This is a genomic window from Lacinutrix himadriensis (assembly GCF_001418105.1).
GTDB lineage: Bacteria > Bacteroidota > Bacteroidia > Flavobacteriales > Flavobacteriaceae > Oceanihabitans > Oceanihabitans himadriense.
Genome location: NZ_LIQI01000024.1, coordinates 53,312 through 72,928, shown reverse-complemented (window position 1 = coordinate 72,928; position 19,617 = coordinate 53,312). Strand labels below are relative to the sequence as shown.

Here is a 19,617-nt window from a genome sequence, read left to right as displayed (position 1 = left end):
ATAATTTACTTATGAATAAATTCAAGTAATTTTTTCACCATAGAACTGCTTCCACAATAGAAAGGAGCACGTTCATGAATATGTGTTGGAATAATATCGAGTATATCTACTTGACCATCAGTAGCAATACCGCCAGCTTGCTCTGTTAAAAAAGCCATTGGATTACATTCATAAAGTAATCGCAATTTACCATCTTTATTCACCGTACTATTTGGATATAAATAGATTCCTCCTTTTATCATATTTCTATGAAAATCGGAAACTAAAGACCCGATATAGCGTTGCGAATACGGTCTATCGTCTTCTATTTCTTGGCAGTATTTTATGTATTTTTTTACCGAATCTGGAAAATGACTATAATTTCCTTCATTCACAGAATAGATACTTCCTTCTTTTGGGAATTTCATATTAGGATGCGAAAGGTAAAAAGTTCCTATCGCAGGATTTAGGGTAAATCCGTTAACACCATCACCTGTGGTATATACTAACATAGTAGAGGTACCATAAAAAACATAACCAGCTGCAACTTGTTCTCTTCCTGGTTGTAAAAAATCTTTTTCTTCTACAGGAGTTCCTACTGGTGTAATTCTTCTAAAAATGGAAAAAATAGTTCCTACCGAAACGTTTACATCTATATTGGAAGATCCATCTAAAGGATCCATAAGTACTACATACTTACCGTTCGATTCTTTATCTTGTCCTTCGATGGTAATGAATTCGTCGTTTTCTTCGGAAACAATACCACAAACAATATTTCTGTTTTTTAAAGACTGTATAAATGTTTTGTTTGCAAAGACATCTAGCTTTTGTTGCTGTTCTCCTTGTACATTAACATCTCCTGAATCTCCAAAAAGATCTACTAAGCCCGCTTTATTTACTTCATGATTCACCACTTTTGCAGCTAAACGCAATGCGTTTAAAAGACTAGATAATTCTCCAGTAGAATACGAAAAAGAAGATTGATTTTTAATAATAAATTCTCCTAATGTACTTTTTTGGTGACTCATTCTTTTTAGATTAGTTAGTTATATATAGGACTTCATCATTAATGCAGCTCCTAAAGCACTTTCGTTTTTACAGTCTGAAATTTTAATTACAATATCACTCTTCAGCATATTTAAGAAAGCAATAAATATTAGGTTTTTATTAAATCCGCCAGAGATATATACTTCTTTAATGGAAGAGTTTTGATCTGTGATTAAATTAATTCCATGAATTACTTTTTTACTAATTTCAAATATCAACTGATAATACGCAGCTTCATAATTTGCATAGTATGCTAATAATTCGGGATGTGCTTCAAAATCGCTATCGATTCCTTCGGATAAATAAACACGGGAATCTTCGAAGATGAGTTCTTCACACAACTTGGTATTTAATTCCAATTGTAAATGCTGATCTATATCTTCTTTGAAATGTTTGCTTAAAGCAGTTAAATACACTTCATGAATTTTTCCTAAAAACTGCATTGAAGATTTAATTTGCTGTTTTTGAGGCGTCATAAAACACAAACAGTTATTTTTTAACTGATGCTGTGTTAAAGTTTCTTTACTAAAAGGATTCATTGCTATAATCCAAGTTCCTGTAGATAACAAAAGGAACTCTTTATCTTTTTCAGATTCTAACAATCGAATGATAGACGCAGAACTATCGTGTAGCCCTGTTCCTATTGCTATTTCTTGTCCGTTAAACTCGGTAAGTATAGCTTCTTCACCATTTTGTGGCGCAGGTAAATTCAATTTATAATCTGCAACCCATTTATGATACTGCATAGTATCAAAATCCCAGGTTGCGGTATGTGCACCTACAGATGTAAAATCTGCAGTTACTTGTTTTGTGAAAAGGTAACTTAGATATTGAGGATAGTGCATAACCGTAGCTACTTTACTCCAAAATTCTGGTTTTTCTTTTTGTAATTTTAATATTTGAAGTCCGGTATTTAGCATACCATAAGCTGGAGATGCCGTTTTTCTAGAAAACTCTTCTTGGCCTCCATAAGCTTCGTAAAACTCTTGATATACGTCTACTTCTAAATCTAATGGTTTTAAATAGTTATATAAAGGAGTAATTCTATTACCATCTGCATCTAAATAAATAAGACTAGCGCCATGGGTAGAAAAGTTAATCGCTTTTATAGCATATTTACCTTCTGCTTGTATTCTTTTTATCTCACTTTGAATCCAATCCTCTATCGATACTATGTCATCACAAGGATAGCCATCTTCATCTGAAACTTCGTCAAAACGAGTTGCATTTCTGTATATTAGCTCGAAGGATTCATCAAATAAAAGAATTTTCTTATTTGTTTTACCAATATCAATTACAGCAATTACATTCATCATCACAAATCAAAATTAAAAAAAGGTGTCTAACATAGCGTAAACACCTTTTTAGTTATTTTTATTATTCTTTAAATCCGTATAAAGGACCATAATTTTTACAAGCTCTATAATCTGCTCCTTCTAAGCCTTCGCCAAAAGCAGACCATGCACTTGGTCTAAATACATCATCTTCACTCACGTTATGCATGTTTACAGGAATACGTAACATGGCAGCTAACGAAATTAAATCTGCTCCAATATGTCCATGAGAAATCGCACCGTGGTTTGCTCCCCATTTCGCCATTACTGTATACACATCTTTAAAGAAACCTGTTCCAGTTGTTCTTGGTACAAACCATGTTGTTGGCCAAGTTGGGTTAGTTCTTTCATCTAAGATTTCATGAACATCTCCAGGTAACTCTACACTCCATCCTTCAACGATTTGTAAAACTGGTCCGATCCCTTTTACAAGATTAATTCTACACATAGTTAATGGAATAGTTCCTTTTGTTTTAAATTGAGAAGAGAATCCTCCACCTCTAAAATACTCACCAATAGCTGCTGGCCATTTGGTGTTATCTAAACATTTTTGAACTTCTTCTTCTGTAATATCCCAGAATGGTTTCATTGTAGGATTTCCTTCTGCATCTGTTTGTTGTGCTGTAGCATCTAAGGTTGTAGAACCAGAATTGATTAAGTGAATAATTCCATCCTTAGCAATACCCGTTAATTTTTTACCAGTAACTCTTTCTACAGACTCTGGACTCCAGTACGTACGTACATCAGAGAATAATTGCGCTTTGTTAGTTAACAAGTGTCCAAACAACATAGAAATAGCGTTTAAACAATCGTTTTCTGTTGCGAAGGTATATGCTTGACGAATTCCATTCCAATCAAAAGATGAATTTAGAATAGACTCCGTATAATCTGCATTTGGTTGGTAATCTGTCCACTGACGTTGTCCTTGGAAACCTCCCATAATAGCATTTCTACCTTTAGACTCTTCCCCAAATCCCATTTCTTTCAATTTAGGATTTCCGTTCATTAAATCTTTACAGATTAAAGTCATTTTCACAACCTTTTCCCATTCTGCATCTTTAACTTCTGCAGATTTCTGAGCTTCCGGACTATTATAATCTTTTCCTTCTTTACAGTTTTCTTTAGTCCAAGCTAATGCTTTTGCATATTCTTCTTGATCGAAGATACCTTCATCTATACGTCTTAAAATCTCTACAGACTCTACAAATTCAGCTCTTACACCTAAGTAATCTTGTAAAAAGTTTACATCTACCATAGATCCTGCAATACCCATAGAACTATATCCTATAGATAAATAAGACTTACCGTTCATTTGTGCTACTGCTAATCCACCTTTTACAAAACGTAATATTTTTTCTGAAACATCTTGAGGAATGGTTTGATCACCACCATCTTGTACTTCTTTACCATAAATTCCAAAAGCTGGTAATCCTTTTTGAGAATACCCTGCCAATGCAGCTGCTAAGTATACAGCACCTGGTCTTTCTGTTCCGTTAAATCCCCAAACTGCTTTAGGAGTTGAAGGATCCGTATCCATCACTTCTGTCCCGTAACACCAACAAGGTGTAACTGTTAAAGAAACCTCTACTCCTTCTCTTTTAAATTTATCTGCACAAGCTGCTGCATCTGCAACACCACCAATAGTAGTATCTGCAATTACAACCTCTACTTTTTCTCCACTAGGAAAACGTAACGTTTCTTCAATTAGTTTTGCTGCAGCTTTAGCCATGTCCATAGTTTGAACTTCTAAAGACTCTCTAACACCTAATTCACGTCCATCAATCACCGGACGAATTCCTACTTTTGGTAGTCTACCTATTAATCTACTCATGATTATATTTTTTTATTATGTGAATTGTTCTAATTCTGTTAATTGCTCATTAGAAAGTCCTGCTGGTTTAAAACCTGCTGCCCAACACATCATTAACATTTTAGCTCCTTTATTTGCTACATCTAAAAAGTCCCAAGCTTGCATTACATCTGGTGCAGTTGCTGTTGCTCCATGCTTTTCCCATAAGGAAACATTTCTTGTTTTAAAAGCCTCCATGGTTACCTCTGCTAAAGCTGCTGTGCTTGATAAAGCATACGGAGTACAGTGAATTCCTTTAGGGACAAATACTTTAACCTCTGGACACATTGCCCAAATTTGTCTGTTTAATTCTTCTTCGTTATCAAATAACTCATGGTGACTCATACAGATCAATTCTAATGGATGTGTATGCACAACCGCTAAGTTTTCTGGATGATGAATAGAGTTAAATAAATGGATACTTGCATGAGAAATTAATTCACAAGTTGGTCCAAAATTAGGTCGGTTACCTCCCCAAATAATAGAATAAGCAGTTGCATCTTCATTGATATAAAGAATACACGATACTTCTTCTAACATATCTACTAAATCTCTTAAGTAACATCCTGTTCCTGTAATGTAAATTACAAATCCAGCCGATTCTTTAGGAAAATCGAAAGGCACTTCTTCTCCAATCCCTTGAACATCTTCTTTTTTAAAGAAAGACGTTAAGTTCATAGAAATGTTTCCAGCATTTCTCTCTGCCCATTCTCTTTGCCATAAGTACCCAGCTACTGTAGATACTTTTTTTAATTCTTGTTGTACTTCTATAGGAAGTTTTAGAGTCTTCATAATCTTTTGATAATTTAGTTTACAAAACTATTAGATTAATACGTTTAATAAATATTCAAAATCCGTATTTTTGTATCTAATTTAAACATTGTTGCATAAAATGAAAATTTCTAAAAACATAGGTTTAGGAGATCCATCCTCCAATTTTCAAAATTTTATTGACTTAAAACTAAAGTTACTTTGTTGCAGATATTGGCTACTAGACTTGTGGGATTGCCACGATATGGTCTTTCCGTATTGGAGAATCTATTGGAATAAAAATGAAGGTGGCGAACTCATTCACAATGATAAAATAACAAGCATGCGACCAGACATGTTATATATCATTCCGCCATTCACATCTTTTTCTTCTCGCTTTGCTAAACACCACGTTTACAAAACAGGCATTCATGTTTCTGGAAAACACTTAACCAATACTATTGATGAAAGTAAATATGAAGAAAAATCATTGATTCATTTTTTTACACATTTTAACTTAGGGGTTCCTTTTGATAATGTATACCCAAGAATTATCGAAATTGAATTAACCGATTATTTAAAAGAAAGGTTACTTTATTTAACCGAAAGATTAAAAATAGAAAACACCGATTTTAAATTAACTTTCAATCTAAAACTACAAGCCTTTATAAAAGAGACACTTACTAATATTGGTCCGGAATTATGGAAAACCATAAATATGGATGATCGGGTTTTAAAAGTGATTCGTTTTGTTGAAATGCATGTCGATAAAAAATTAAGCAATGCAGAAATTGCAGATGTTGTAAATATGGCTTCCAATTCTTTTGCCAGATTATTTAAGCAAGAGATGAATATTTCGGTACATAATTTTATTCAAAACAGAAAAATAGCAAAAGCATGTGACTTATTTGAACATTCAAATAACACAATTGAAGAAGTCGCTTTCAATTTAGGCTTTTCAGATCGCTATCATTTCTCTAGAGTATTCAAATCTGTAACCGGCTTAACTCCCGCTGTTTACAAATCCGGAAAATATACTTAATAACATCTTAAATAATTGTCTTATTTTAACCCGAACAAGACAAATGTTTAAATTGTACATATTATTGATTATTATGGATAAATACTTTTAAGTATTCTATTTATATGTTTGTACGCAATCATTATTTTAATTCCCTATTTGCTTATAAAAATATTGCACCCTAATGTAATAAGCACAGCGGTATAATAAAACATAAAACCTTTTAACATGAAACAATTTGATCAATTTATAAACGGAAAGTTTGTTAAATCCACTTCCACGAAAGTAACAGAAGTTCTAAATCCTTGTACAGAAGAAGTTCTTTCTACTATACCTGAAGGATCTAGAGAAGATGCAAACATGGCAATTGAAGTTGCTTATCAATCTCAAAAAACATGGAGAACTTTTACTGCTATTGAAAGAGCTGGTTATTTAAACCAAATGGCTAACATCATTCGTGAGAACAGAGTGTTTTTAGCAGAGACTTTAGCTTCAGAACAAGCAAAGGTAATTGGTTTAGCACAAGTAGAAATTGATGTAACAGCAGACTATTTTGATTACAACGCAGGTTGGGCTCGTAGAATAGAAGGAGAAATTATTCAAAGTGATAGACGTAAAGAACACATCTTTTTACATAAAGCTCCTATTGGAGTCGCTGTAGGTATCTTACCTTGGAACTTCCCATTCTTTGTAATGGCTAGAAAAATAGCACCATCTTTAGTAACTGGAAACTCTTGTGTAATTAAACCTAGTTGTATTGCACCAAATACCGTAATGGAATTTGCAAAATTAATTGCATCTATTGGTTTACCTGATGGCGTATTAAACTTTGTATGTGGTCCTGGACCAACGGTTGGAAACGCACTTACTAGCAATCCAAATACTGGTATTGTAAGTTTAACAGGAAGTGTTTTTGCAGGACAAAAAATTATGGAAGCTGCAGCAGCAAACATTACAAAAGTATCTTTAGAATTAGGAGGAAAAGCACCAGCGATTGTTTGTGCCGATGCTAATTTAGATCTTGCTGTAAATGCAATTGTGAGCTCTAAAATAATTTTTAGCGGACAAGTTTGTAACTGTGCAGAAAGAGTATACGTAGAAGATTCTATCTATGACGAGTTTATGGATAAGGTTACTAAGAAATTCAAGGAAGTAAAAGTAGAAGACGCTTTCTCTACCAACAACCCAGATATGAGTGCAATGGTTTCTCAAGCACAAATAGATAAAGTAGAAGAAATGGTAAACTTCGCTAAAAAAGAAGGTGCCGAAGTGGTATTAGGAGGAAATAGATCTAGTCAGTTTGACAAAGGTTATTTTTACCAACCAACTTTATTAACCAACGTAAAACAAAACATGCAGATCATCCAGGAAGAAGTATTCGGACCTGTATTACCAGTAATGAAATTTGGTACTTTAGATGAAGCTATTGCTTTAGCTAATGATAGTGAATACGGATTAACCTCTTCTATTTTCTCTGAAAACTTTAATAAAGTAATGCACGCTGCAGATAGCTTAGAATTTGGAGAAACATATATTAATAGAGAGCATTTTGAAGCAATTCAAGGATTCCACGCAGGTTGGAAAAAATCTGGTTTAGGTGGTGCTGATGGTAAACACGGTATGGAAGAGTACTTACAAACAAAAGTGATCTACGCACAATACCAATAGAATTTATATCTAGTTCATTAAAAAAATTACTATTTAGGATTTTCAAAGGATAACCTAAATAGTAATTTTTATTTATTTTAAATGTTTTAAAATCAATTTTAAGTTATGGCTTCTTCCACAAAAACACCTGTAGTATCTAAAGAATACTTACTTCCATTTATAGTTATAACTTCTTTGTTTGCCTTATGGGGATTCGCAAATGACATTACCAATCCTATGGTAGCAGCCTTTGCTACAGTTATGGAAATCTCATCTGCCAAAGCAGCACTTGTACAACTAGCCTTTTATGGCGGTTACGCAACTATGGCAATACCAGCTGCGCTATTTGTTAGAAAATACAGCTACAAAAGCGGTATCCTTCTAGGTTTAACATTATATGCTATTGGCGCATTATTATTTTATCCTGCTGCAGAATTTGAAGTCTTCGGATTTTTCCTTGGATCTTTATACATCTTAACCTTTGGTTTGGCTTTCTTAGAAACCACTGCAAATCCTTTCATATTATCTATGGGAGATGAAAAAACAGCAACACAGCGTTTAAATCTTGCCCAAGCTTTTAATCCAATTGGTTCTTTATTCGGAATGTTTGTAGCTTCAAAATTTATTTTAGTAGCCTTAGATTCAGATAAAAGAAATGAAGCAGGTGAAATCATTTTTAGTACCCTATCTGAAATTGAAAAAGCAACCGTAAGAACACACGATTTAGCCATTATTAGAAATCCTTATGTAATACTAGGTTTCGTGGTAATAGCGATGCTTATTATTATTAGTTTAATAAAAATGCCTAAAAGGAAAAACATTGAAAACCCAACTAGTGCCATGTCTTCTTTTAAAAGATTATTTAAAAACAGTAAATATAAAGAAGGTGTTTTAGCACAACTTTTTTATGTAGCTGCGCAGATCATGTGTTGGACATTCATTATTCAGTATGCAGGTAACTTAGGTATCCCTAAAGCGGAAGCACAAAACTATAACATTGTTGCAATGACGATCTTTTTATGTAGCAGATTTATAAGTACCTTTTTAATGAAATACATAAACTCCAAAAAATTATTAATGATTTTTGCAATTTGTGCAATGGCAACCATTTCTGGAGTTATTTTAATTGAAGGAATTATGGGTGTTTATTTACTAGTTGCTACTTCGGCATTTATGTCTTTAATGTTTCCAACCATTTATGGTATTGCATTAGACGGATTAAACAAAGAAGATACTGCACTTGGAGCTGCCGGTTTAGTTATGGCAATTGTAGGTGGCGCGTTAATGCCAATTTTACAAGGATCCATGATCGATATGGAAAAAATAGGACCTTTTTCTGGTGTTAATTTTTCTTTTATCCTTCCATTTATTTGTTTCTGTTTTATTGCTGTATATGGTTATAGAACATTGAAAATTCATAAGTAACATCCAATTTAATGAAAAGACATTGTTTTGCTTTAGATCTCATTAATGATGCTACGCTCATTTCAGAATATAAAAAATATCATAAAGAGATATGGCCTGAAATAACAAAGAGTATTCAATCTGCAGGCATAGAGCATTTAGATATTTACTTAACTGGAAATCGGTTATTCATGATTATGGAAGTGAACGACTATTTTTCTTTTGAAAAGAAAACTACTATGGATTTAGAAAATCCGAAAGTGCAAGAGTGGGAAAACTTAATGTGGAAATATCAGCAAAAATTGCCTTGGGCAAATGAAAATGAAAAATGGTTATTAATGGATAAAATTTATCAACTACAAGACTAATAAAACTATGGCTATAGAATTTAACTCAAAATACCCATCCGTAGATGACTTAAGAACAAAAGCAGAGAAAATGATTCCAAAATTTGCTTTTGAATATCTAGATGGTGGATGCAATGAAGATGTAAATCTGCATAGAAACACATCCGAACTTAGAGATGTTCAGTTAGTTCCTCAATATTTAAGGGATTTTAATGGAGCAAGTTTAAAAACAAAATTATTTGGTATCGAATATGATGCTCCTTTTGGAATAGCACCAGTTGGACTACAAGGATTAATGTGGCCAAATGCTCCAGAAATTTTAGCAAAAGCGGCACATAAACATAATGTTCCTTTTATTTTAAGTACTGTAACTACTACTAGTATTGAAAGAGCTGCAGAATTAACGGAAGGAAAAGCATGGTTTCAATTATACCATCCTACAGAAAACCGTTTAAGAGACGATATTATAAAAAGAGCAGCCGCTGCAGAGTGCCCAGTATTAGTTATACTTTGCGATGTACCTACTTTCGGATTTAGACCAAGAGATATTAGAAATGGGTTGGCAATGCCTCCTAAAATGTCTGTTAAAAATATCATGCAAGTTTTAGGAAAGCCAAAATGGGCAATGAATACTTTGCGCTACGGACAACCAAATTTTGCAACATTAAAACCATATATGCCTAAAGGTTTAGATTTAAAACAATTAGGTAAGTTTATGAATGACACCTTTTCTGGACGTTTAAACGAAGAGAAAATAAAACCTATTCGCGATATGTGGAAAGGTAAAATAGTATTAAAAGGTGTGGCTTCTGAAGAGGACGCAAAAGAAGCTATTCGTTTAGGATTAGACGGAATTATTGTTTCTAATCACGGAGGAAGACAACTAGATGCCGGAGAATCATCAATTAAACCATTAGCAAATATTGCTGCTAAATATGGTGATCAAATTGAAGTGATGATGGATAGTGGTGTTCGATCTGGTCCAGACGTAGCAAGATCTCTTGCAAGTGGTGCTAAATTCACTTTTATGGGACGTTCCTTTATGTACGGTGTTTCTGCTTTAGGAAACAAAGGTGGTGATCATACCATTTCACTTTTAAAAACTGAATTGCAACAAGTAATGGAGCAATTATGTTGTGAAAGAGTAGAAGATTTACCACAGCATTTATTTAAAAAATAATATAGATACCGCATTGGCTCAAATCCTTGACTTATTTAGACGAAAAGGCAATTTCACACAAACATAGCCTTGCATTTACAAAACAAGCTTAGCCAAGCTAAAAAGAACAGATTTAACCCTATTCTATTATATCCTATAAAACAAAAAAGCCTTTCCATTTCTGGAAAGGCTTTTTTATGTATTAGCAGCAACAGGCTTCAATTCTTGGCTTTATAAAGAAATGGTCCAGAAAGATTTTGTACGATATTTTAATAACAAGTATCCCCTATTTTTTTTATTCAAATACTTCAAAAAAAAACTATGAGCTATACAAACCAACTTTATAGCTCAAAAATTAACTATATTTGAGCTATAAAAGTAAAAATTATAGCTCATGAGACGTAAAATATGGAATTGGCAACAAAAACAATGGCCTCATTTTTCATATAATGAAGATGTACTGACTGTTTTAGAATTAAAATTCTCGCAAAATTCAGGAACCGTTTTAGGAGCTTTTAAACATGTTAATAAAAAGGAGAAAGAACAATTAATTATTGAAACACTATCCAATGAAGCTCTCAAAACTTCTGAAATAGAAGGCGAATATCTAGATAGAGATAGTATTCAATCCTCTATCAAAAAAAACCTAGGTTTAAAGGTTGACAAAAAAAAAATAGCTCCTGCTGAATTTGGGATTTCAGAAATGATGGTTGACTTATATAAAAATTTTGATAAACCATTAACTCATAAGCAGCTTTTTAATTGGCATAAAATGCTAACTAATGGTAGAAGAGATTTAACAGATATTGGCACATACCGCTCACATGAAGACCCAATGCAAGTGGTTTCTGGACGCTTGAACAAACCAACCGTTCATTTTGAAGCTCCACCATCTCATGAAATACAAAAAGAGATGGAGCAATTTATAGTATGGTTCAATACCATGTATTTCAAAACCAAGCATAAGGTATTACCAATTGCTAAAGCTGGTATTACACACTTGTATTTTGTATGTATACACCCCTTTGAGGATGGTAATGGGCGTATTGCTCGTGCTCTTACCGAAAAATCTATAGCACAAAGCATGGGACAACCTGCCCTTATCTCATTATCAAAGACTATTGAAACGAATAAGAAAGCGTATTACAACGCTCTTGAAAACAACAACAAGGAATTAGATATTACAGATTGGCTGCTATATTTTGGGCAAACCATATTAGATGCACAAGAAGACACGCTAAAACTGATTGATTTTTTAATTGAAAAAGCTAAATTCTTTGATCGTTTCAACTCCCTTATGAATGCACGTCAACTAAAAGTTATTACACGTATTTTTGACACTGGACACCAAGGTTTTGATGGTGGTTTAAGCGCCGACAATTACACTAAAATAGCAAAAACTTCAGCTTCTACTGCTACTCGTGATTTAAAAGATATGTTAGACAAAAACATGTTTATCAAGACTGGTGAATTAAAAGGTACTCGATATTGGTTGAATTTAAAATAACCTTATGTTTTAGAAAGTTTAGTCCAAGAGTTAACATCTACTCCACCTGTATATATTTTAGGTTCAGTATCATTTAATTTCATTGAAAAATCGTGTACGTTTTCGTGTACTTTTTGCAAAAGTAAGAAAAATGAAGACATAAAGCTTAGTAGCGGGAACTGGATTCATTTCTTTATTTTAAAAAGAAATGGGCCAGAAAGAAAGGCTTGTACAAATAAAACCACTGTGCAAGCACAGTATTGGCTTTTGCATTTTTAGAAAACATTAAAGCAAGCTCTTTATTTTCTAAAAACACAAAAGCCAAACATTTTCATGTTTGGCTTTCTTAGTAGCGGGAACTGGATTCATTTTGTTGCCAAACAACAAAATGGGCCATTAAGATAACAGCCCAAAGCACCCCTTAAGCGCTTTGCACTTTTAGGTCTTTTTTATGCTTTTAAAAGTTGAAATAAATTTCACTTTTGAGCATAAAAAAAACCTCTTGATTTCTCAAGAGGTTTACTTAGTAGCGGGAACTGGACTCGAACCAGTGACCTTCGGGTTATGAGCCCGACGAGCTACCTACTGCTCTATCCCGCGATTTTAAATGAAAACAATTTACTTAGCTTTTAACTTTCGCTTCATAATGGCGACCAAATTGTTTCGGACTGCAAATATACAACGCTTTTTAGATATTACAAGGCTTTTTTAAAAAAAATTATTGTTGAATATTTTCTGCCTGAAAACCAGCTAGTTCTGCGTTAATAAATTGTACTTTTATTTCAATTGGGTTGCAACATACCTCGCAATCTTCAATATATGTCTGATTGGAGACACTTTTATCTAACAACATGGATATGTCTTGCCAGCAATACGGACATTGAAAAAAGTGTTCTTCCATAAAATAAAAATAGGCAAATTAAATTTGCCTATTAAATTCTGTTCCAATTATTGGTATTAATCTTCTTCTGTTGCCAAAGCTGTGTCTGTAACAAAATGTAATTTCATTTGTATATCTGCTGGTTTTCTATCAATAATACTAACCATGTCTTTATTCAGCTTATTACCACTTACCATAATGGTATTTAGTTGCGTAAGATTATTAAGGGCAATTGGTAAGTCTCCTGTAAATGCATTACTAGCTAAAACAAGTTCTTTAAGATTTACAAGGCTACCTATTTCTGCAGGTATTTCACCGTCTAATTTATTATCTATTAAACTTAATACTTCTAATTTTGTTAGTTGGCTAATTTCGGTTGGGATATTACCTGTTAGGAAATTACTTCCTAAAACCAATGTTTTTAAGTTTTTTAAGTTTCCAATGGAAGAAGGAATTTCACCAGAAAACGTATTACTGAACAACTCTAATACCTCTAGTTTTGTTAACGAACCAATCTCAGTTGGTATATTTCCTTCAAAAGCATTTACAAATAGCTTTACCGATTTCAATTCTTTTAAATTAAAGAATGCTTTTGGCAAATTGCCTTCTAATTTATTAAAACCTAAGTTTATTTTTTGAAGATATATAAGGCTCCCAATTTCTTGAGGAAGTGTTCCTTGTAAATTATTCATGTGTAAATTAAGACCTACAACCTTATCGTTTTTAACAGTAACTCCGTGCCAAGTTGCAACCGGTTGTTCTAAGTCCCAAGTAGTATTCCATTGCTCCCCTTGTGTAGCAGTATATAGTGCAACTAAGGCTTCTTTTTCGGTTTGCGAAACGTTAGCACATATCATCGTACTAACAAAAAGACATAATAGGGTTAGTTTTAAAGTCTTCATAACGAATAGATTTGGGATTAATTCTATACGAAACTAACTGATAACTAGATAAAAAACAAATTTATTCGATGAAATGCACAATCGGAATAAACGAAACCTTTTAATATGCAATATTCAACAACTCACCACTTAGCTGTAACACCTGTAATTCAGAGAGTTTTGCCTGATATTTTGCTTGATTTCTACTTAATTCAGCATTCAAAAGATTTAATTGTGCTTGTCTAAATTCTATCGAATTTACTTGTCCGATTTTGAATTTTTCTTGTGAACGATCAAAATTATTTTGAGCAGTAATTATATTATTTTCTTGTACTCGAAAAATAGTAAGCTTGTTTTGGTAATCGTCCCAAGCATTATTAAAATCACGTTCTAAAGAAAGTAGTATTTGTTCCTTTTGAAGCTCTTGATTTTTTAAGGCTACTTCGGCGTTTTTTACTGTTATTAAAGTGCTTCCTCCATCAAATATATTCCAGCTTAGATTCAGGCCGGCAGATAGCCCTGTATTTGTAGATCCTGCTAAAAACGATGCTGCATTATTATCACTTTTGTTCCATCCGTAAGAACCTACTAATCCTAAAGTTGGTAAGTAAGAAGACTTCCCGGTTTTAATATCTAATTTAGATATTTGAATAGACTTATCGGCTTGTAATAACGCTACGTTTCTAGATTTTGCTTTTTCTAACAAATCGGCTTTATTAATATCTAGCAGGAAATTAATTTCTGTTTTCACAGTAAAATCGTCGGCAACCTGATTTCCCATTACAAAGTTCAAATCCCTTTTGGTATTGTTTAGTTGCTGCTTGGTATTGATTAAATTAATGCTGTCATTATTAATATCCACTTCCGCATTTAAAACTTCAAGTTTTGTATTTTGGCCATATTCAAATTGATATTCCGAGCGTACCAAACGATCTTTAGAAATAGATAAAGTCTGCTGAAAAGTAGTAGCATTTTCCGAAAGTTGTGCCACATTATAATAAATAGAAAACAACTCTATTATGGTATTTTCTATAGTTTCGCGAGCTTGCAATTCGGATAATTGGTATTGTTCTTTTAATCGTTTGTAGTTATATTTCCTTCCTAAGCCATCAAACAAGGTATAATTGACATCTAAAGACGCATTATAGCGAGAACTTTCGGCACCATTTAAACTGGTTGTACTTCCGTCAGAAAATTCAGACTCATTATTATCTAAATTATAAGTCGCTCCTGCATTCCCAGTTACTGTTGGTAAATATCCTGTATTATAAATACTGGTGTTATTTTCGGAAACCTCCAGATTCTTGTTTGCTATTTTAATTCCGTAGTTATTATCTAACACATAATTTACAGCATCTTCCGGACTAAGTTCTTGCTGTGCATAGCAAGTACCTAAACCTATAAAGCAACATAATGTTATTATTTTAATGTTCATTTTCTTCCTTTTGTTCTTTAATAGCTCTTTCTACTTCTTCTTTGGTTATCGTCTTTCCTGTAAATAACCATTTTCCATTTTGCTTAATACTATTACTAAAAGATAAGAATAGCGGTAAAACTAAAAGGGTTAAGATAGTTGCATACGCAATTCCAAAAGATATGGAAATTGCCATAGGTTTTAAAAATTGTGCTTGTCTACTTTTTTCTAAAAGTAAAGGAGCCAAACCTGCAACGGTAGTTAATGAGGTTAAGAAAATGGCTCTAAAACGAGATTTTCCTGCATCTAAAAGTGCTTCATCAAACTTTAAACCATCTCGTAAATTGGAATTAAATTTACCAATAAGTACCAGACCATCATTTACCATAATACCAATTAGAGCAATAATACCTAAAAGAGATAATATATTTACCGAAAAACCAAGCATCCAGTGTCCCCAAGCTACAGCGGTAAGACTAAAAGGCACTAATAGAATTAATAATATTGGCTGACTATAACTTCTAAATGTAAAAGCAATAACAATATAAATTAGAAATATAATAGGAATTCCCGCTTTCCATAAAGAATTATTTAGTTTTTCTTTTTCTCTGTTTTGTCCTTCATAAGAAGCCGAAATGGTTGGGTATTTAGACTGCAACTCTACCATAGTTACCCCTTTTAAGTCGGCCAAAATATCTGTTGTACTAGTACTTGGATCTTTTAAATCTGCAGAAACTTTTATTTCGCGCTGCCCTTCTAAATGATTAATAGCAACATCTCCTCTTTCAATAGTATAAGAAGCAATATCTTTTAACGTAACTCGCTCACCTGTTGGAGTTACAATTCGCATATCGTCTAAATTATTAATAGATGCTCTATCGCTTCTATCATAACGAACCCAAACGCGAATTTCGTCTTGTCCTCTTTGAAAACGTTGCGCCTGTGTACCAAAGAAACCAGAACGCACTTGACTCATTACGGTGCTTAAATTTAAGCCTAATAAATAAGCGCTTTCTTTAAGTTCTATACGGATTTCTTTAATTCCTGCAGGATCATTATCTTCTACATCTTTTAATAATACATTAGATTCTAATACTTCTTTTAGTTCTACTTTGGCTGCTTTAAGCTCTTCAATATTATTTCCTAAAAGAGAAACCGAAACTGGACTACCTCCAAAATTTCCACCAGAACCAAAAATTAAACGTTCTGTACCAATAACAGGACCTACTAATTCACGTAATCTATTTGCTACTAGTGAAGATTTTATTGCGTCGGGTCTTTCTTCCCCTGGCAACATGTTAATCTGTAATCTTGCACTAGAACTACTATTTATAGTTAAAATGGTGTTTTCAAAAAGCTCTTTATCTTCTCCTTTTAAATATTCTTCGGTTAATTCTTGATTAACGATAAACGCTTTCTCTTCTATCATAGAAATAATAGAATCTGTTATTTTTTCATTCGTACCATTTGGCATATCTAATTCTATAGTCACTTTATCACTTGCAACCGAAGGAAACATGGTCATACCAATTACACCACCACCAATTGCTCCAAAAGTTAAAACTAATAAAGCAACAAAAATACCTAAAGAGAGTAGTTTAAAATTTAAAACAAAAGTGATTGCAGGAACGTAAACTTTATCTCTTAAGAAGTTCATAAAGTTGTCTCCAGCTTTGTTTATTACTCGCATTTTAGAGAAAAACTGTTTCACTTTTGAAGGATTTTCATCTTCTACTTGCGGTCTTAAAGCTTTTGAATGTGCTAAATGCGCAGGAAGAATAATTAATGCTTCGACTAAAGAAACCACTAAAGTAAGTATTACAATGACGGATACTTCACCAAAAAATTCACCAATTCTACTATCTAAAAATAAAAATAAAGAAAAGGCTAAAAGCGTTGTTATAATTGCGGAAACTACTGGAGGAATTACTTCCATAGTACCATCGATTGCAGCATCGATAGGCGACTTTCCTTTTTCGTAATGCTGGTAGATATTTTCGGCAATAACAATACCATCATCTACCAAAATACCAATTACGATAATCATTCCGAAAAGGGACAAAACATTAATGGTTACATCAAATTGTCCTGCAAACATAAACATTCCTAAAAACGAAATAGGCAAACCAAATGCTACCCATAATGCCAAACGTGTATTTAAGAATAGGGATAAAAAGATTAACACCAACAGCATTCCTACAATGGCATTTTCTGTTAATAAATCGGTACGTTGTTCTAGTGTTTTTGAACGATCTTCAATAATACTTAATTGTACATTATTATGCTTTTGATTATATCCTTCAATATACGTTTCACATTTTCTGCAGAGGATATTAAATCCTCGTTATTCGTGCTAGTTACCGTAATATTTACGGATAAATTCTGATTGTAATATGTCGCATTTGGAGTCTCTGAGAAACGATCACGAATAATAGCCACGTCTTTTAAACGAATAACTTTACCATCATTGGTAGCACGAACCACAATATTAGAAAGCTCATCCCCATAATACGAACGGTTATTTGCTCGAATAAGGTATTCTTCGGCATCCGTTTTAATAGTTCCTCCAGTAGTTAAAATATTAGCCCTACTTACGGCCTGCGAAACTTCAGTAAAGGTTAGATTATATGCTAACAAACTAATTTCATTTACTGCAATTTCAATTTCTTCATCTGGATAACCAGAAATAGATATTTGCGAAATGCCTTCAATAGCTCTTAAATCATTTTCAACCTGCCTCCCTAATTGTTTTAAAGTAGCAAGCGGAATATTATCGCCACTTAAAGCAAAGGAAATGGTTTCTCTAACCACCTCTTGTTTCGCTACAATTAAGGGTTCCATTCCAGAAGGAAAAGAAGGTACGCGATCTACCGCATTTTTAACTTCCAATAACATAAAGTCAATGTTCTCCCCTTTTTCGGTTTCTACAGTAATGGTTCCACTGTTTTCTCTAGATACCGAAGTAACGCGATCCACACCCTTTAAACCTTTTAGATTATCTTCTATTTGAAGTACAATACCTTCTTCAATTTCTTGAGGTGATGCTCCAGGATAAGTAACACTAATGTTGATTATTTTAGATTCTACTAAAGGAAAAAAGGAAGATTTTAAGGATAATATTCCTAGAATTCCAAAACCAATAAAAGCTAAAATAAAGATGTTGACAGCTACGTGATACTTAATAAAATATGTTATTAATTTTCTCATGTTTACTGCTTGTCTTTGGTATTACTTTTTTCTTCAAAAGCTTTCACTAACATTCCTGCATATGCTCCAGGAACAGACTTTTTAAGAATAATGGTTCCGTTAGGCACTTCTTTCAATACGACTTTTGTATCTGAAAAATACACAGGCTTTACATCTATTACATCTAACAGACTATCTTTAACGACAAATATTTGCTGACTTTCTAAAAGCAAGTTTCTATCTATTTCAATAGCATCACTTTCTTGTTTTGCATTTAGATTCGCTTCTAAATACATCCCTTCCTTTAGATTTTCGTGTTTCACTTCTATATACGCAGTAATAGTTTGTGTGGTAGCATCAATACTCCCGTTAACACGCGATACTTTACCCGAATAGGTTTCTGTTTTATCTAAGTTATTTAAAGCCACATTTTCTCCAACTTTCAGCAAATTAGCGTAGGTTTTACTGATGGCTACTTCCATTTCGTATACGGAAGGATCTATAAACTCCCCTAGTTTTTGTCCGCTTCTAATTAAGGTACCTTCCGTTACTAAAGCTTCGGTTAAGATTCCTGAAAAAGGTGCAGAGATATAATACTTAGCCAAACGTTGTTCTAAGTTTTTTACGTTGTAGTAATTAGATACAATACTTCTTCCTGTAATGAAATAATTTTCCTTATCGGAAGTCATTTGAGGTAACTTTGGTGTTGTTTTATCCAAATCAAAACTAGTAAGATAGTTTTGCCATTTATCAAATATATCTGGAAAATCTAAACGAAGATCTGGCATGATCGCAGCAATAGAATTGTACAGATTACTTTTTGAAGACTGTACACTTGCGTAATATTCTGCAGCATCTATTTTAATTAATGTTTGTCCTGCTCTGTATTCTTGACCTGGTTTAAATAATTTACTTCCTGGTTTAAAAATCCCTTGCACTTCCGCATAAATTTCTAATCTACGTTTTGCTTCTAGGCTACCATTTGCTGCAATAACTATTGGAATGGTGCTATTTTGTACCGTATCTGTAAAAATAGTTTTTACAATTTTAGCTTTAACTGGCTTTGGTTTATTTTTATCTGCTATTAATTTTTTAGCAAATAAAATGGAGCCAATTATAAGTAGCACACCTATAATAGATAGAATAATTTTACGCATTGGTATAGTTTTGTAATTAGACTACAAAACTATGTTATAGTTTAACGGGGAAACGTTAAAGAAAACCTAAAAAAAC

General features: G+C 33.1%; 14 protein-coding genes, 1 tRNA gene and 1 pseudogene. 6 read left to right on the top strand and 10 right to left on the bottom strand.

The features are described from left to right. Nucleotides 1-5: 5 nt before the first annotated feature. From fbp to rhaD, 4 genes are all read right to left on the bottom strand, one after another. The gene (gene fbp, locus AMD28_RS12275) at nt 6-1,007 is read right to left on the bottom strand and encodes a class 1 fructose-bisphosphatase (protein ID WP_055444441.1); all 1,002 of its coding nucleotides are present in this window, start codon (nt 1,005-1,007) and stop codon (nt 6-8) included. A gap of 18 nt (nt 1,008-1,025) precedes the next feature. After that, nucleotides 1,026-2,342 (bottom strand): FGGY family carbohydrate kinase, encoded by a 1,317-nt coding sequence (locus AMD28_RS12270; RefSeq protein WP_083478301.1) that lies wholly within the window; start codon nt 2,340-2,342, stop codon nt 1,026-1,028. A gap of 61 nt (nt 2,343-2,403) precedes the next feature. Then, complete coding sequence (locus AMD28_RS12265; protein ID WP_055444439.1) at nt 2,404-4,191, bottom strand: L-fucose isomerase; 1,788 nt, start codon at nt 4,189-4,191, stop codon at nt 2,404-2,406. Between the two features lie 15 nt (nt 4,192-4,206). Next, the gene (rhaD, locus tag AMD28_RS12260; protein ID WP_055444438.1) at nt 4,207-5,001 is read right to left on the bottom strand and encodes a rhamnulose-1-phosphate aldolase; all 795 of its coding nucleotides are present in this window, start codon (nt 4,999-5,001) and stop codon (nt 4,207-4,209) included. Nucleotides 5,002-5,101: 100 nt separating this feature from the next. Here rhaD and AMD28_RS12255 point away from each other — a divergent pair, with 100 nt between their 5' ends. The 6 genes from AMD28_RS12255 to AMD28_RS12230 all read left to right on the top strand — a co-directional run bounded on the left by AMD28_RS12255 (nt 5,102) and on the right by AMD28_RS12230 (nt 12,044). After that, complete coding sequence (locus AMD28_RS12255) at nt 5,102-6,001, top strand: AraC family transcriptional regulator (RefSeq protein ID WP_055444437.1); 900 nt, start codon at nt 5,102-5,104, stop codon at nt 5,999-6,001. Between the two features lie 207 nt (nt 6,002-6,208). Further along, the gene (gene aldA, locus AMD28_RS12250) at nt 6,209-7,648 is read left to right on the top strand and encodes an aldehyde dehydrogenase (RefSeq protein ID WP_055444436.1); all 1,440 of its coding nucleotides are present in this window, start codon (nt 6,209-6,211) and stop codon (nt 7,646-7,648) included. A 105-nt stretch (nt 7,649-7,753) separates the two neighbouring features. Next, entirely contained in the window at nt 7,754-9,052 is a 1,299-nt protein-coding gene (fucP, locus tag AMD28_RS12245; protein ID WP_055444435.1) for an L-fucose:H+ symporter permease, read from the top strand. 11 nt (nt 9,053-9,063) lie between these two features. Then, nucleotides 9,064-9,399: an L-rhamnose mutarotase gene (locus AMD28_RS12240; RefSeq protein WP_055444434.1), complete on the top strand. Its 336-nt coding sequence runs from the start codon at nt 9,064-9,066 to the stop codon at nt 9,397-9,399. Between the two features lie 7 nt (nt 9,400-9,406). Then, nucleotides 9,407-10,558 carry an alpha-hydroxy acid oxidase gene (locus tag AMD28_RS12235; protein ID WP_055444433.1) on the top strand — a complete coding sequence of 384 codons (1,152 nt, stop codon included), beginning with the start codon at nt 9,407-9,409 and terminating at the stop codon, nt 10,556-10,558. A 373-nt stretch (nt 10,559-10,931) separates the two neighbouring features. Next, on the top strand, nt 10,932-12,044 hold the full coding sequence (locus tag AMD28_RS12230; protein WP_055444432.1) for a Fic family protein: 1,113 nt from the start codon (nt 10,932-10,934) through the stop codon (nt 12,042-12,044). A 506-nt stretch (nt 12,045-12,550) separates the two neighbouring features. Here the strand turns inward: AMD28_RS12230 and AMD28_RS12225 are convergent. The 6 genes and pseudogenes from AMD28_RS12225 to AMD28_RS12200 form a co-directional block, all read right to left on the bottom strand. Further along, nucleotides 12,551-12,623 (bottom strand) — tRNA-Met (locus AMD28_RS12225). Between the two features lie 118 nt (nt 12,624-12,741). Next, nucleotides 12,742-12,924, bottom strand: a complete 183-nt coding sequence (locus tag AMD28_RS12220) for a CPXCG motif-containing cysteine-rich protein (protein ID WP_055444431.1) — start codon at nt 12,922-12,924, stop codon at nt 12,742-12,744. 56 nt (nt 12,925-12,980) lie between these two features. Beyond that, nucleotides 12,981-13,805, bottom strand: coding sequence for a leucine-rich repeat domain-containing protein (locus AMD28_RS12215; RefSeq protein WP_055444430.1), 825 nt, complete (start codon nt 13,803-13,805; stop codon nt 12,981-12,983). A gap of 100 nt (nt 13,806-13,905) precedes the next feature. Next, entirely contained in the window at nt 13,906-15,219 is a 1,314-nt protein-coding gene (locus AMD28_RS12210) for a TolC family protein (RefSeq protein WP_055444429.1), read from the bottom strand. Beyond that, nucleotides 15,209-18,405, bottom strand: a pseudogene (locus tag AMD28_RS12205) (efflux RND transporter permease subunit). Before AMD28_RS12205 ends, AMD28_RS12210 begins: the two are co-directional and overlap by 11 nt. Before the next feature lie 2 nt (nt 18,406-18,407). Beyond that, nucleotides 18,408-19,541, bottom strand: coding sequence for an efflux RND transporter periplasmic adaptor subunit (locus tag AMD28_RS12200; protein ID WP_055444428.1), 1,134 nt, complete (start codon nt 19,539-19,541; stop codon nt 18,408-18,410). Nucleotides 19,542-19,617: the final 76 nt, after the last annotated feature.

Excerpts from the sequence above, each read along its gene's own strand:
- fbp (WP_055444441.1), bottom strand. The coding sequence starts at position 1,007 with ATGAGTCACCAAAAAAGTACATTAGGAGAATTTATTATTAAAAATCAA.
- AMD28_RS12270 (WP_083478301.1), bottom strand. The coding sequence starts at position 2,342 with ATGATGAATGTAATTGCTGTAATTGATATTGGTAAAACAAATAAGAAA.
- AMD28_RS12265 (WP_055444439.1), bottom strand. The coding sequence starts at position 4,191 with ATGAGTAGATTAATAGGTAGACTACCAAAAGTAGGAATTCGTCCGGTG.
- rhaD (WP_055444438.1), bottom strand. The coding sequence starts at position 5,001 with ATGAAGACTCTAAAACTTCCTATAGAAGTACAACAAGAATTAAAAAAA.
- AMD28_RS12255 (WP_055444437.1), top strand. The coding sequence starts at position 5,102 with ATGAAAATTTCTAAAAACATAGGTTTAGGAGATCCATCCTCCAATTTT.
- aldA (WP_055444436.1), top strand. The coding sequence starts at position 6,209 with ATGAAACAATTTGATCAATTTATAAACGGAAAGTTTGTTAAATCCACT.
- fucP (WP_055444435.1), top strand. The coding sequence starts at position 7,754 with ATGGCTTCTTCCACAAAAACACCTGTAGTATCTAAAGAATACTTACTT.
- AMD28_RS12240 (WP_055444434.1), top strand. The coding sequence starts at position 9,064 with ATGAAAAGACATTGTTTTGCTTTAGATCTCATTAATGATGCTACGCTC.
- AMD28_RS12235 (WP_055444433.1), top strand. The coding sequence starts at position 9,407 with ATGGCTATAGAATTTAACTCAAAATACCCATCCGTAGATGACTTAAGA.
- AMD28_RS12230 (WP_055444432.1), top strand. The coding sequence starts at position 10,932 with ATGAGACGTAAAATATGGAATTGGCAACAAAAACAATGGCCTCATTTT.
- AMD28_RS12220 (WP_055444431.1), bottom strand. The coding sequence starts at position 12,924 with ATGGAAGAACACTTTTTTCAATGTCCGTATTGCTGGCAAGACATATCC.
- AMD28_RS12215 (WP_055444430.1), bottom strand. The coding sequence starts at position 13,805 with ATGAAGACTTTAAAACTAACCCTATTATGTCTTTTTGTTAGTACGATG.
- AMD28_RS12210 (WP_055444429.1), bottom strand. The coding sequence starts at position 15,219 with ATGAACATTAAAATAATAACATTATGTTGCTTTATAGGTTTAGGTACT.
- AMD28_RS12200 (WP_055444428.1), bottom strand. The coding sequence starts at position 19,541 with ATGCGTAAAATTATTCTATCTATTATAGGTGTGCTACTTATAATTGGC.